Below are 12,662 nucleotides of genomic sequence, written 5' to 3'. Positions count from 1 at the left end.
AGCCTCTCTCGAATAACACATCAAAATTATTAAAAGAGCCTGCAGAATACAGGTTAATCTTTCTTAATTAATAGTTGTAAAACCGGTTTTAAATTCTCTTATAGGTGACGAAGCTAAGCTCTTCGTAATCTTCTCTTGATTCTTCCTTCCATATTGTTCCTATATCATCTCTGTATTCAGGAAAATATGTATCTCCATCGTATTCCTCGTGGATTTCAGTAATGATAAGCTTATCAGAAACATCAATGGCTTGCCTGTACAAAACCCCTCCTCCAATAATAAAAACCTCTTTATCATTAGAAGATTTTAACGCCTCATCCAGAGATGTATAGGTGTCTGCATTCTCATAAGTTTGAGTGGTAGAAAGCACGATATTTTTTCTTTCAGGAAGTGGAATCTCGTTTAATTCTTCAAATACTCCCCTACCCATGATTATGGTGCCACCAACGGTAGTTCTCTTGAAATGCTTTAAATCTTCCGGGTATCGCCATGGAAGTCCACCATCTTTACCTATTACCAAATTGGGATCGTGAGCAGCAACAAGAGTAATAATCATACTGCGACCTCAAATTTAATCACCGGATCCGGATCATAGTTCTCCAAAATGAAATCATCGAATGTGAGTTCATCAACCGGCTTCTTTGATATCTTAAGTGTTGGAAGAGGTTTAGGTTTTCTGGTCAGTTGTTCTTTCAATCCATCCACATGATTTACATAGATATGAGCATCCACAATAGAATGAGCAAAAGTGCCCGGTTCCAGCCCCACTTCCTGAGCAATTGCCATAGTTAAGGCAGAATAACAGGCCAGATTAAATGGTATTCCAAGAGCAACGTCTCCGGAGCGCTGAGTCAGATGACAATTCAATTTTCCATCTGCTACATTGAAAATATACATGAGGTGACATGGCGGAAGTCCCATTTGATCCAATAACCCGGGATGCCAGGCGCTCACAACTATCCTTCGGCTGTTTGGGTTGTTTTTCAACATATCAATAGCCCGTTGTACCTGATCGAATTCTTTACGAACCCATACTTCTTTATCGAGTGCTGAGCCATTTCCCTCAAAGCGTACCGACTCCTTTTCAAAGTATGGAAATCTTCTCCAAAGCACGGGGTAAATGGGGCCAACATGTCCATCGTCATCAGCCCAGGCATCCCAAATGTGGCAATCGTTTTCATCGCGAAGCCAACGGATGTGATCTTCTCCCCTTAAATACCAAAGCATCTCCAAAATGACTGACCTGAAGTAGACTTTTTTAGTCGTCAATAAAGGGAAGCCTTCGGAGAGATCTACTTTATAAAATTCAGCAAAATTTGAGATCGTATCCGTACCGGTTCGGTTTTCTTTTCTGACTCCATTCTCGAGTACACTTTTTACAAGATCATGATATGCTTTCATCGAAATATTTTGGGCTTTAAAGTAAGGTTCCGCTTAAAAGTACAATTGCTATGGTAAAATAAATAATGATTCCGCTTACGTCCACAATAGTTGCTACAAAAGGAGCAGAAGAAACAGCCGGATCAAGATTCATTTTGGAAAGGAAAAAAGGCAGCATAGCTCCGGTAAAATTTCCAAATAACACAATTGAAAAAAGGCTCAACCCTATAACACCTGCGGTAAGAAATACAGTCTTTGTCAATTCTGCCCCGCCTATCAAATCCCATCCAATTAGTGTGAAAAAGCCTAATAGTCCTATTAAACCTCCCAGCATAAGACCTGAAGTAAATTCACGCCTGAAAACTTTTTTCCAATCTTCGGGTTTAAGATCATCGGTTGCCAAGGCTCGTATCACCAAGGTCGCTGCCTGTGAACCTGAATTACCGCCACTTGAAATGATTAGCGGAACAAAGAATGACAGTGCTACAACTTTCTGAAGTACTTCTTCATAGCCTCCCATCGCAATGGCCGTTAAAATCTGCCCAACAAAAAGAACGATCAACCACCAGAGACGCTTTTTAACAATGTCGAAAATGGACGATTGGGAATAGTAGTCATCCAAAGCATCCATACCGGCCATTTTCTGCATATCCTCGGTGGTCTCTTCTTCAGCTACATCAATAACATCATCAGCTGTCACAATTCCTACAAGTACACCATCAGAGTCTACAACTGGTAAGGCAACACGGTCATATTTAGCCAGCATTTTAACCGCTTCTTCCTGATCATCATATACTGAAAGAGCTTCAAAAGAACGATCCATCAACACTTCAATATGGTCTTCCTGATTTGCGAGGATCAGATGAGTGATCCGCAGGTCATCAATAAGATGCTCTTTATCATCAACCACATAAATAACGTTGATGGTTTCTGCAGTTTCTCCATATTTACGGATATGGGCCATACTCCGTTCTATCGACCAATCAGATTTCACCCGAACATAGCGAGGGGTCATCAAACGACCTACACTTTCTTCCGGATAGCCAAGGAGTTTCTTTAATTGCTTTTGATCTTCCCGGTTGATGGAATTCATCACCCGTTGGGTTAAGTGGCCGGGAAGTTCTTCCAAAATAGAGACCTGCTCATCCGGTTCCAGGTTACCCATCACATCACTCAACTGCTGCTTACTGAACAGCTCCAGCAACTCTACTCCTTTCGAAGATGGGAGCTCTGCAAAAACATCTGCTGCCACCGGTTTCTTGAGCAAACGGAAAACAACCACAGCGATATCACCCGGAAGCTCGAGTAAAAGATCAGAGATGTCTACGGCTGGCACATCATTCAAAACCTCTTTCAGGGCAACCCAATCTTTGGAAGCGATAAGCTCTTCGAATTCCGGTTTTATGAGTTGAACAAACATGGTTATTCCTTTTGAATCAGCCTGAGGTGGACGGGCTAAGAATCGGGCTTAATCCATCAAAAAACAAGTTTAGAAGTGTTGATTTCTACAAATGAAAAGAGAAACTTTCTAATCAGTCTTTAATACTCTTCAGTGCTTCTCTGGCAGCTTTCTGTTCTGCCTTTTTCTTGCTCTTACCAATACCAGTTCCAAGCTGGTTCTCGCCTATTAATACTTTAACCTCAAACGTTCGGTTATGCCCCGGCCCGCTTTCACTGACAAGCTCATATCGGGGTATAGGCATTTTCTCAGCCTGAGCATGTTCGAGCAAAGCACTTTTGTAGTTGTCGAGAGTGTTGATAAGCTCTTTTATCACCAGATTTTTCTGAATAACATTATCTACAAACTGGTAAGCATGTTGATATCCTTTGGTGATATAAATTGCTGCTATTATTGATTCGAATGCATCAGCAAGGATACTCTTGGAAACTTTTGTGCCACCGTTTCTCTCTCCCAATTCCATCAAGTCTTCGATTCCTAGTTTTTTAGAAAAGTCGGATAGCGTTTCTCCCCGAACTAATTTTGCCCTTACCTTAGTGAGAAAGCCTTCGTCTTTCTCCGGATATTGGTTAAACAGGATTTCAGCTGCAATTAAGTCAAGTACAGCATCCCCTAAAAACTCGAGGCGTTCATAAGAATCATAGGTTTCATACTGCTCCTGGGAAAGCGTGGAGCGATGACGTAAAGCCTTCAAAAAAAGAGAAGGATCGTCGATTTCAAAACCAACGATCCTTTCTAATTTCTTAATTCTGCTTTTAAGTTCAGGGCTAAGATCTGATTTCTTCTTTTTTGTAAAAAGAGACCTGAACCAATCGGGCATAAATGTTTAGTCCTTGTACTTTTTGAATACGAGGGTTGAATTATGGCCACCGAACCCAAATGCATTGTTAAGTGCATATTCAATATCTCGAACTACAGCTTCATTTGCTGTGTAGTTAAGATCACATTCCGGATCCTGATTCTCGATATTAACGGTAGGTGGAACCATACCATGGTAAATAGCTAATAAAGCTGCGATAGATTCAATAGCCCCTGCCGCTCCCAAAGTATGACCGTGCATACTCTTAGTCGAGTTCAGGTTTATTTTCTTCGCATGATCACCAAATACTTTCTTAATGGTATTTGTCTCAGCTATATCTCCTAACGGTGTGGAAGTTCCATGCATGTTGATATGATCAACGTCTTCTGGCTTAATGCCTGCAGCTTTCATGGCTTTAGTCATCGACAGTATTACTCCATTTCCATCAGGATCTGGAGCAGTGATGTGATGTGCATCAGCAGAAAAGCCGTACCCTTTGATTTCTCCATAAATACGGGCTCCGCGATCAAGTGCAGAATCCAGGCTTTCGAGAATAAAAATACCTGCACCCTCACCCAATACAAATCCATCACGATCTTTGTCGAATGGACGTGAAGCTGTTTCGGGAGAATCATTTCTGGTAGACATTGCCTTCATGCTGTTGAAGCCGGAAATACCAATTCGGGTAACCGGAGCTTCAGTACCACCAGCAACGGCATAATCTGCCTGTCCATATTTAATGGTATCATAAGCCAGCCCGATGTTATGAGAACCCGTAGCGCATGCAGAAACGGCACAGTAATTCGGACCTCTGAATCCATATCGTATAGATATCTGGCCAGATACGATATCCGGGATGAGCATAGGAATAAAAAATGGGGAAACCCCTCTTGGTCCATGCTCATGAAAAGATATCGACTGCTCATAGAAAGTTTCCATGCCACCGATACCGGTTCCCACCAATACAGCAACCTCGTCCTTATTTATCTTTTCCAGATCAAGTTTACTGTCTTCGAGTGCTTCACCAGAGGCGATAAGGGCATACTGAGCTACTTTATCTAACCTGCGGGCTTCTTTGCGATCGAAGTAATTGGAGTAATCGTAGTCCTCAATCTGAGCAGCAAATTTTGTGGCGAAGTCGGTTGTATCAAAATGTTCTACAGGCCGGACTCCGTTTTTACCTGAAACTAAACCGTTCCAGAAGTCCGGTGCACTTTTACCGATAGGGGTAAAGGCACCGATACCTGTTACTACAACTCTGCGAGTGCTCATAGGAATGTATTATATGTAGTACGTATTAAACTAATTTAAGAAAGTTTTCCTGAAAGATAGCTAACGGCATCTCCTACAGTGGCGATGTTTTCAGCGTCTTCGTCAGGAATACTGAGATCGAATTCTTTTTCGAATTCCATGATCAATTCTACCGTATCCAGAGAATCGGCTCCAAGATCATTAGTGAAGTTTGCATCAGCTGCTACTTCTGATTCATCTACACCAAGTTTATCTACAATGATAGCTTTTACTTTTGATTCTACGTCTTGTGACATTTTGTGTCCTTTTTCAGTGATTAGTTGGTAGTTATAATTTTTATAAAATAAGTGTTTTCAACTTAAAAATTCAGCTTGGCATCTGCAATATACATTACGGTTACATTGCCATACCGCCATCCACACGAATTACTTCTCCTGTAATGTATGAACTCATGTCTGATGACAGAAATACTACGGCATCAGCTACTTCATCAGCTTCGCCGGCTCTTCCCAGCGGAGTTTCAGCTTTGATGCCTTCTAAAACTTTTTCGTCAAGCTCACCAGTCATGTCGGTGAGAATATATCCCGGAGCAATAACATTTGCACGAATATTTCGGGATGCCAGTTCTTTAGCATAAGATTTTGTGAACCCAATAATACCTGCTTTTGATGCAGCATAATTACTTTGCCCGGCGTTTCCTGAGATCCCTACTACAGAACTTATATTGATAATTGATCCGCCACGATTCCTCATCATGGGTTTGGCCGCCGCTTTTGAGTAGTTAAAAATACTCTTCAGGTTTGTAGTAATTACATCATCCCACTGCTCTTCGCTCATGCGAAGAATGAGATTATCTTTAGTGATGCCGGCATTGTTTACAATTACATCCAGCTTTTCCCAGTCATTCACAATTTCATTAATCACTTCTTCAGCACGTTCAAAATTTACGGCATCTGCCTGAAGTGCTTTTGCTTTTCTTCCTTTTGCCTCAATTTCTGCTTTTACTTCTTCTGCCGCATCAGCTGAGCGTGCATAAGTTATAGCTACATCGGCTCCGAAATCAGCCAGTTTAAGCGCAATGGCTCTTCCTATTCCCCGGCTTCCTCCGGTTACCAAACAGGTTTTTCCTTCTAATGATAAACTCATAGGTCTTTTATTGATGTCCTGAAATTTCTACGTCTTTCAATGTTCTTTTTACCAAGCCCTGAAGAACTTTTCCAGGACCAACTTCTACAAAAGAATCTGCTCCGTTAGAACTCATGTTGTTCAGGGTTTGAGTCCAGCGAACCGGATTCAACAACTGGTTCAACAAATTTAATCTTATTTCTTCGGGATCAGTGGTGGCCTCAGCTGTGTAATTACTGTAAATCGGACAATTTGTTTCGCTGATGGCCAATTTCTCCAGTTGATCTTTTAAACCGTCGTAAGCCGGCTGCATTAAAGAGGAATGAAAGGCTCCACTTACAGGTAACAATTTTGCCATTCTTGCTCCATTTTCTTTAGCAAGCTCTACCGCTTTTTCTACTGCTTCCTGATATCCCGAAATCACCAACTGACCGGGACAGTTATAATTTGCAGCAATAACTTCCTTTCCTGATTCTTCCGTAGCTTGCATACATACTTTTTCTACTACTTCATCGTCCATTCCAATAACAGCTGCCATCGTCCCCGGATTATCCGTTCCGGCTTTTTGCATCAGCTCGCCTCTGCGACGGACTATTTTAAGCGCGTCTTCAAATGAAACGGCTCCACAAGCTACCAATGCAGAAAACTCACCCAGGCTATGCCCGGCAACCATGTCTGGATTTGCACCCAATGTCTTAAACAACGCTACAGAATGAAGAAAAATGGCGGGTTGAGTAAACTCAGTTTGAGTCAACTTTTCCTGTGGCCCTTCAAACATAATACTTTTAAGGTCGATGCCTAAAATATCGTTAGCGTTATCGAAATATTTTGCTGCATGCGGGTTTGAGTCAAACAACTCTTCTCCCATTCCAACAAACTGTGACCCTTGTCCCGGAAATAAATAGGCGGTACTCATCTTACTTCATCCCCCAGGTTAAATAAATAGCGCCCCACGTAAATCCTCCACCAAAAGCGGCCAGAACGATATTGTCGCCATGATTCAATTTATCTTTCCAATCATACAAACAAAGCGGAATTGTAGCCGCTGTTGTATTTCCATATTTATTAATATTGATCATTACTTTCTCATTCGAAAGTCCCATTCGGCGGGCTGTAGCATCAATAATCCTCATGTTGGCCTGATGTGGAACCAACCAGGCTACGTCTTCTGGATCAAGATTATTGCGCTCCATGATTTCGAGGGAAACATCAGCCATCCCCATCGTTGCTTTTTTGAAAACAGCACGACCATCTTGCTGCAGATAGTGCATTCCACTTTTTACAGTTTCTTCGGAAGCAGGATTTCTGCTACCCCCTGCTGGCTGGTAAAGGCTGCATTCAGAATCGCCTTCTGTATAATGTTTTTGATCTATGATTCCCGTTCCATCTTCAGACTCTTCCAACAGAACAGCACCTGCTCCATCGCCAAATAAAATACACGTTGTGCGATCAGTAAAGTCGAGGATCGAACTCATTTTATCTGTTCCAATCACCAATACTTTTTTGGCACGGCCAGATTCAATATACATGGCACCCGTACTTAAAGCGTAAAGGAAACCCGAACAAGCAGCCGATAAGTCAAAAGCGAAAGCATTTTTTGCACCAATTTTCTCCTGAACCAAACAAGCAGTTGCAGGAAATAAATAATCAGGAGTTACCGTGGCAACGATAATAAGATCAATCTCATCCGCTGAGATTCCCCGATTTTCTAAGACTTCTTTAGCTGCCTCAGCCCCCATAAAAGCCGTTGCTTTATCAGGGTCTTTTAAAATTCGGCGTTCTTCAATTCCTGTTCGTGTCCTAATCCATTCATCATTGGTATCTACCAGTTTTTCAAGATCTTTGTTAGTCATTCGATCTTCAGGCAGATAATGTCCTACCGATGTAATTTTTGCTCGTTTTACTTCCATGAAGAGTTTTAGCTCAGTTTAGAGATGCTACGATTTTGCCATTCACATCATGTTCAACGGTTTGAACAGCACTTTTGATCATATTTTTAATAGCGAGGGGCGAGCTTCCTCCGTGTCCGACAATGCTCACTCCATTTACGCCTAAGAAAGGGATACCGCCCACATTTTCATAATTAAATGATGATAAAGCAGTATGTAATACTTTTTGAATTTGTCCGATTTCTTCTTTGGAAAGTCCCATTTCCTGTACTGCTCCACCGATCATTTGCTGAACGATTTCCGGGATCGACTCTCCAAATTTCAGAATAATATTACCAACCAAGCCATCACATAAAAATACGTCGGCTTTGCCGGGAAGAATATCCTTGCCTTCTACATTACCAATAAAGTTTTTATGATTTTTCAGCTCAGTGTGAATTTCTTTGAGGAGATCGGTGCCTTTCCCCTCTTCTTCCCCAACATTGAGAAGACCAACTTTAGGGTTGTCAATCTTCAGAATTTGCTGGCAGTAGATTTGTCCCATTTTAGCAAACTGAACAGCTGCTTCAGGCTTTATTTCAAGATTTGCACCGGCATCAACCAACAGGCGAAAACCTTTAATAGTTGGGAAATAGGCAGCGATGGTTGGACGGAGCACTCCCTCCAGCTTCCCCAGCCCAAACATGGATGCCGCAAGTAAAGCACCGGTATTACCAGCACTTACAAATGCATCACACTTTCCGGTTTTATGAAGGCCAACACCAACTACAATAGAGGATTGTTGCTTTGTTTTTACAGCCTGCGCTGGAGATTCTTCCATCCCAATAACCTGAGGAGCATCATGAACAAGAACCCGCTTTTCATCATAATCATGGTTAGCGAGTTCCTTATCTATCTGAGCTTTCGGACCAACAAGAAGAACAGTGAGGTCACTATTTTCTTTAACGGCCTGAAGCGCCCCTTCTACAGGATTCTTAGGATAATAATCTCCACCGGCTGCATCTACTGCAACAATCATATATCAGTTTTTTAGTTAGCTGCTTTCATTACCTGACGGCCGCGATAATAACCACACTCTGCACATGCATGGTGGTAGCGATGGAGAGCTCCGCAGTTAGAACATTTAGCTAGATTTACATCAGAAATTGCGTGGTGTGCACGACGCTTATTTCTGCGGGCTTTTGACGTTCTTCGTTTTGGATGTGCCATTAAATATACCTTGTATCGTTAATCTTTTAATTCTTTCAATTTTTCCCACCGCGGATCGATTTTTTCTTCGTCTTCTTCAGGAATATCACCGAATTTCTCATTCAGAACTTCCTTTGGATTTCCGTCTTCGTCCAGAAAGCGGGGATGTAATTTCTTTGTTGGGAGATTCAGCAAAATGGTATCTCTAACATCCTGCTCTAAATCTATTTGCTTGCTTGCATGATCATAGTTTCTTACCGCTCCATTTTCATCCGCTGATTCTTCAATTTCCTCAGCTTTGAAAAGCACCTCATAGTCTTGTTTTACATTATAATCGAATGCATCAAGAGATCGGTCACATACCAGTTCTACCTTCGCATCAATGGTAAATTGAGTGCGAACAAACTGCATGGTGCGATAAAAATCAATATGTAAAGAACCACCTTTAAAAGTGATGTCTCCTAAATCCAGCTCTTCTGAGCTCAGATCGAGGTTTTTCTCACTTTGTTCTTCAGGTATTTCAAAGATCTTAAACTTAAGCATAAAATATCTCCTCAATAGCTACCTAAAATAAGCATTATACATCTGTGGTTCAATCAATTAAATAAACCAAACATTCGCTGGTCAATCAGATCAATTACCTTCCCTAAATCCTCTTCATTATTCACAAAATCGAGGTCATCGGTGTCAATAATGAGTTTTTCATGGGGATAACGTCCTATCCAGTCTTCGTAAAGATTATTCAATCGCTCTAAATATTCAATCCGTATCGTGTTCTCATAATCCCTTCCCCGCTGCTGAATTTGCTTCACCAAAGTGGGAACCTGCGCACGTAAATAGATCAATAAGTCTGGCGGACGCAGGTAATAACTCATTTCATTAAAGAGCGCTTCATAGTTGGCAAAATCCCGGTCACTCATCAGATTCATGTTGTGAAGATTCTTGGCAAAAATCTCCACGTCTTCATAAATAGTCCTGTCCTGAATTAAGTTGACATCATCATTCAGCATTTCTTTCTGGTGACGAAACCGGCTTGACAAAAAGTAAATCTGAAGATTAAAACTCCAGCGTCGCATGTCTTCATAAAAATCCTGGAGATAAGGGTTATCATCCACCGATTCGTAAAATGCTTCCCAATTAAAATGCTTTGCCAGCAATCCAGTTAATGATGACTTCCCGGCACCAATATTCCCGGCTACCGCTACATATTTTGATTTATTTTCCTGATCCATAGATTGATTTTGTTATTTACCAAGCAGACGGTACATCGCTTTTTTATAGTCTTCCACGCCTGGCTGGTTGAATGGATTAACCCCTAAACTATACACAAATATTCCGGTTAAAAGCTCGAAGAAATAAATCAGCTTTCCAATGTTTTCAGCATTTAAAGCTGACATTGAAATCTTCACAATGGGGACATCACCTTCGAAATGTGCTTCTGTTGTTCCTTCCCTGGCTTTAGTATTAATTTCATGAAATGACTTGCCAGCCAAATAATTCAGCTCATCGTCGTTGCCTTCCAGCTCATTTACTTCAAGTTTAGAAAAAGGCTTTTCAACAATGATAAATGTTTCCATCAGGCTTCGTTTACCCTGCTGAATAAACTGACCAAGGCTATGCAAATCAGTAGAAAAAGTAGCAACTGTCGGGAAAATACCTTTACCCTGTTTCCCTTCACTTTCTCCCAGAAGCTGCTGTATCCATCCGCCCAATGAGGTTAATTCAGGCTCAAACGTTGCAAAAACATCGATCGTTTTTCCAGACTCGTGAATAGCATTTCTGAGCGCAGCATATTCCAGAAGATCTTCAGCATTATCTTCGTAGGCATTATAAGCTGATACAGCTCCATAAAACAGAGTACGTATATCAATTCCTGAAACAGCAATAGGTAGCAAGCCTACTGGTGTGAGTACCGAGTACCTTCCTCCCACATCTTCAGGAATTATAAACTTCCGGTATCCTTTTTTATCAATCAGCTTATTTAGAAGTCCACCTGTTTTACTGGTAGTGCAAATGATACGTTTCGAAGAATCCTCTCCATACATTTCTTCTAAAAGCTCGCGGAGCATTCTAAAAGCAAGAGCGGTCTCAAGGGTTGAGCCGGATTTTGAAATTACATTCAAGTAGATGTTTTTAGGTTCGCCATTCTCCTTTGGGGTCTTCAAATATTTCAGAAGCTGTTCAAGATATTTCCCTCCCATATGATGACCAGCATATATTATCTCTGGCCCTTTGCTGCCAAAATGTGGAGACAGCGCATCGATCACAGCCTTTGCACCCAAATAAGAACCGCCAATTCCACATACAATAAAAATGTCTGCTTTAGAACGTATTTCATCACCCAAAGAACCCAGATGTTCAATTTCTGCATCATTTGGATCTGCTAGTAAGTCACGCCAACCCAACCACTCTGAGCCAGGTCCGGTCTTATTCTTCAGTTGTTCCAGTGCTGTATCTGCTTTTTTCCGAGCCTTTAAATACGCATCATCCTGAATGAATTTTCGGGCAAAACTTATATCACAATTGATCATTACTACCTTAGTATTTTTGCTAGTTCAATTAATGTGTGGTCTAATTCTTTCTTTTTGGAAATTGCAACTCGCATAGGTGTAATCTTCAATGAGTTATTGACTATCCCTACCATCACTTCGCTGTGACCTTCAAGTAACACTTTTACGGCTGCTGCCCCCAATCGGCTGGCCAAAACACGATCACGCGCTGTTGGAGCACCACCTCGTTGTATGTGGCCCAAGATACAAACACGCATATCATATTGTGAGAAATCGTCTTTAATTTTTTCAGCAAGCTTAATCGCCCCTCCAGTTTCATCGCCCTCTGCAACAACTATGAGGCTGCTTCGGCGTTGCTCTTTCAGCATATTATTAAGTTGACGCTTTACCTCCTCTACATTTGTAAGTTCTTCAGGAAGAAGGGCAATTTCAGCGCCACTGGCAATACTTGTTTCAAGAGCAATAAATCCGGTATCACGTCCCATCACCTCAACCAGAAACATCCGCTCATGGGCATCAGCAGTATCCCGGATTTTATCAATAGCTTCAAGAGCTGTATTCAGTGCAGAGTCGTATCCAATCGTTTCGTCTGTTCCAATGATATCATTATCAATAGTAGCAGGAACTCCAACTACGTTAATTCCGTGCTCTTTACTGAGTTTATTAGCACCGGTAAATGTTCCATCTCCTCCGATTACCACGAGCGCATCAATACCGTAATTTTTTAAGTTTTCAGCAGCTTTAGCTCTGCCCTCTTCTGTACGGAATTCTTCAGAGCGCGCTGATTTCAAAATGGTTCCACCGCGCTGAATAATATTTGACACAGAATGGGTGTCCATTTTTACAAATTCATCGTGAATCAAACCATAGTAGCCGTGCTTAACTCCATATACATTAATTTCAGATTGTGCGGCAGCTCTGACCACAGCCCGAACAGCTGCGTTCATTCCGGGAGAGTCCCCTCCACTTGTCAAAACTGCAATAGTTTTAACTTTAATTAAATCTTCGGACATAAATTTTCAATGAGAGTGAGTGATTGAGAGTAAATAATTGTTTCGTAT

At 41.5% G+C, this 12,662-nt stretch carries 15 protein-coding genes; all 15 read right to left on the bottom strand.

Annotated elements, in window-relative coordinates; translation table 11 throughout:
• Positions 1–88: 88 nt before the first annotated feature.
• The 15 genes from RIB15_RS12100 to pfkA all read right to left on the bottom strand — a co-directional run bounded on the left by RIB15_RS12100 (position 89) and on the right by pfkA (position 12,614).
• Positions 89–556: a dihydrofolate reductase gene (locus RIB15_RS12100; protein ID WP_350202420.1), complete on the bottom strand. Its 468-nt coding sequence runs from the start codon at positions 554–556 to the stop codon at positions 89–91.
• The gene (locus RIB15_RS12095; RefSeq protein ID WP_350202419.1) at positions 553–1,401 is read right to left on the bottom strand and encodes a thymidylate synthase; all 849 of its coding nucleotides are present in this window, start codon (positions 1,399–1,401) and stop codon (positions 553–555) included. The genes RIB15_RS12100 and RIB15_RS12095 overlap by 4 nt, the downstream gene beginning before the upstream one ends.
• A gap of 16 nt (positions 1,402–1,417) precedes the next feature.
• The gene (gene mgtE / locus RIB15_RS12090; RefSeq protein WP_350202418.1) at positions 1,418–2,800 is read right to left on the bottom strand and encodes a magnesium transporter; all 1,383 of its coding nucleotides are present in this window, start codon (positions 2,798–2,800) and stop codon (positions 1,418–1,420) included.
• Positions 2,801–2,912: 112 nt separating this feature from the next.
• Positions 2,913–3,659, bottom strand: coding sequence for a ribonuclease III (gene rnc, locus RIB15_RS12085; protein ID WP_350202417.1), 747 nt, complete (start codon positions 3,657–3,659; stop codon positions 2,913–2,915).
• 6 nt (positions 3,660–3,665) lie between these two features.
• On the bottom strand, positions 3,666–4,910 hold the full coding sequence (gene fabF / locus RIB15_RS12080) for a beta-ketoacyl-ACP synthase II (protein ID WP_350202416.1): 1,245 nt from the start codon (positions 4,908–4,910) through the stop codon (positions 3,666–3,668).
• A 35-nt stretch (positions 4,911–4,945) separates the two neighbouring features.
• Positions 4,946–5,185, bottom strand: coding sequence for an acyl carrier protein (locus tag RIB15_RS12075; protein ID WP_350202415.1), 240 nt, complete (start codon positions 5,183–5,185; stop codon positions 4,946–4,948).
• Between the two features lie 100 nt (positions 5,186–5,285).
• Positions 5,286–6,035 carry a 3-oxoacyl-[acyl-carrier-protein] reductase gene (gene fabG / locus RIB15_RS12070; protein ID WP_350202414.1) on the bottom strand — a complete coding sequence of 250 codons (750 nt, stop codon included), beginning with the start codon at positions 6,033–6,035 and terminating at the stop codon, positions 5,286–5,288.
• 7 nt (positions 6,036–6,042) lie between these two features.
• Entirely contained in the window at positions 6,043–6,930 is an 888-nt protein-coding gene (fabD, locus tag RIB15_RS12065) for an ACP S-malonyltransferase (protein WP_350202413.1), read from the bottom strand.
• A gap of 1 nt (position 6,931) precedes the next feature.
• Complete coding sequence (locus RIB15_RS12060) at positions 6,932–7,924, bottom strand: beta-ketoacyl-ACP synthase III (protein ID WP_350202412.1); 993 nt, start codon at positions 7,922–7,924, stop codon at positions 6,932–6,934.
• 13 nt (positions 7,925–7,937) lie between these two features.
• Complete coding sequence (plsX, locus tag RIB15_RS12055) at positions 7,938–8,921, bottom strand: phosphate acyltransferase PlsX (RefSeq protein ID WP_350202411.1); 984 nt, start codon at positions 8,919–8,921, stop codon at positions 7,938–7,940.
• A gap of 11 nt (positions 8,922–8,932) precedes the next feature.
• On the bottom strand, positions 8,933–9,112 hold the full coding sequence (rpmF, locus tag RIB15_RS12050) for a 50S ribosomal protein L32 (protein ID WP_350202410.1): 180 nt from the start codon (positions 9,110–9,112) through the stop codon (positions 8,933–8,935).
• An 18-nt stretch (positions 9,113–9,130) separates the two neighbouring features.
• Positions 9,131–9,634 carry a YceD family protein gene (locus RIB15_RS12045; RefSeq protein WP_350202409.1) on the bottom strand — a complete coding sequence of 168 codons (504 nt, stop codon included), beginning with the start codon at positions 9,632–9,634 and terminating at the stop codon, positions 9,131–9,133.
• A gap of 53 nt (positions 9,635–9,687) precedes the next feature.
• Complete coding sequence (locus RIB15_RS12040; RefSeq protein ID WP_255135787.1) at positions 9,688–10,323, bottom strand: deoxynucleoside kinase; 636 nt, start codon at positions 10,321–10,323, stop codon at positions 9,688–9,690.
• A 12-nt stretch (positions 10,324–10,335) separates the two neighbouring features.
• Entirely contained in the window at positions 10,336–11,622 is a 1,287-nt protein-coding gene (locus RIB15_RS12035) for a glucose-6-phosphate isomerase (protein WP_350202408.1), read from the bottom strand.
• Positions 11,623–11,624: 2 nt separating this feature from the next.
• Positions 11,625–12,614, bottom strand: a complete 990-nt coding sequence (pfkA, locus tag RIB15_RS12030; protein WP_350202407.1) for a 6-phosphofructokinase — start codon at positions 12,612–12,614, stop codon at positions 11,625–11,627.
• Positions 12,615–12,662: the final 48 nt, after the last annotated feature.

Source organism: Gracilimonas sp. (assembly GCF_040218225.1).
Classification (GTDB): Bacteria; Bacteroidota; Rhodothermia; order Balneolales; family Balneolaceae; genus Gracilimonas.
Note: the sequence above shows the minus strand (reverse complement) of the source record. Positions and strands in the feature narration are given on the sequence as shown.

Coding starts and splice junctions, on each gene's coding strand:
- rpmF (WP_350202410.1), bottom strand. CDS start 9,112: ATGGCACATCCAAAACGAAGAACGTCAAAAGCCCGCAGAAATAAGCGT.
- fabF (WP_350202416.1), bottom strand. CDS start 4,910: ATGAGCACTCGCAGAGTTGTAGTAACAGGTATCGGTGCCTTTACCCCT.
- RIB15_RS12075 (WP_350202415.1), bottom strand. CDS start 5,185: ATGTCACAAGACGTAGAATCAAAAGTAAAAGCTATCATTGTAGATAAA.
- rnc (WP_350202417.1), bottom strand. CDS start 3,659: ATGCCCGATTGGTTCAGGTCTCTTTTTACAAAAAAGAAGAAATCAGAT.
- fabG (WP_350202414.1), bottom strand. CDS start 6,035: ATGAGTTTATCATTAGAAGGAAAAACCTGTTTGGTAACCGGAGGAAGC.
- RIB15_RS12095 (WP_350202419.1), bottom strand. CDS start 1,401: ATGAAAGCATATCATGATCTTGTAAAAAGTGTACTCGAGAATGGAGTC.
- RIB15_RS12040 (WP_255135787.1), bottom strand. CDS start 10,323: ATGGATCAGGAAAATAAATCAAAATATGTAGCGGTAGCCGGGAATATT.
- RIB15_RS12045 (WP_350202409.1), bottom strand. CDS start 9,634: ATGCTTAAGTTTAAGATCTTTGAAATACCTGAAGAACAAAGTGAGAAA.
- fabD (WP_350202413.1), bottom strand. CDS start 6,930: ATGAGTACCGCCTATTTATTTCCGGGACAAGGGTCACAGTTTGTTGGA.
- RIB15_RS12100 (WP_350202420.1), bottom strand. CDS start 556: ATGATTATTACTCTTGTTGCTGCTCACGATCCCAATTTGGTAATAGGT.
- plsX (WP_350202411.1), bottom strand. CDS start 8,921: ATGATTGTTGCAGTAGATGCAGCCGGTGGAGATTATTATCCTAAGAAT.
- mgtE (WP_350202418.1), bottom strand. CDS start 2,800: ATGTTTGTTCAACTCATAAAACCGGAATTCGAAGAGCTTATCGCTTCC.
- RIB15_RS12035 (WP_350202408.1), bottom strand. CDS start 11,622: ATGATCAATTGTGATATAAGTTTTGCCCGAAAATTCATTCAGGATGAT.
- RIB15_RS12060 (WP_350202412.1), bottom strand. CDS start 7,924: ATGGAAGTAAAACGAGCAAAAATTACATCGGTAGGACATTATCTGCCT.
- pfkA (WP_350202407.1), bottom strand. CDS start 12,614: ATGTCCGAAGATTTAATTAAAGTTAAAACTATTGCAGTTTTGACAAGT.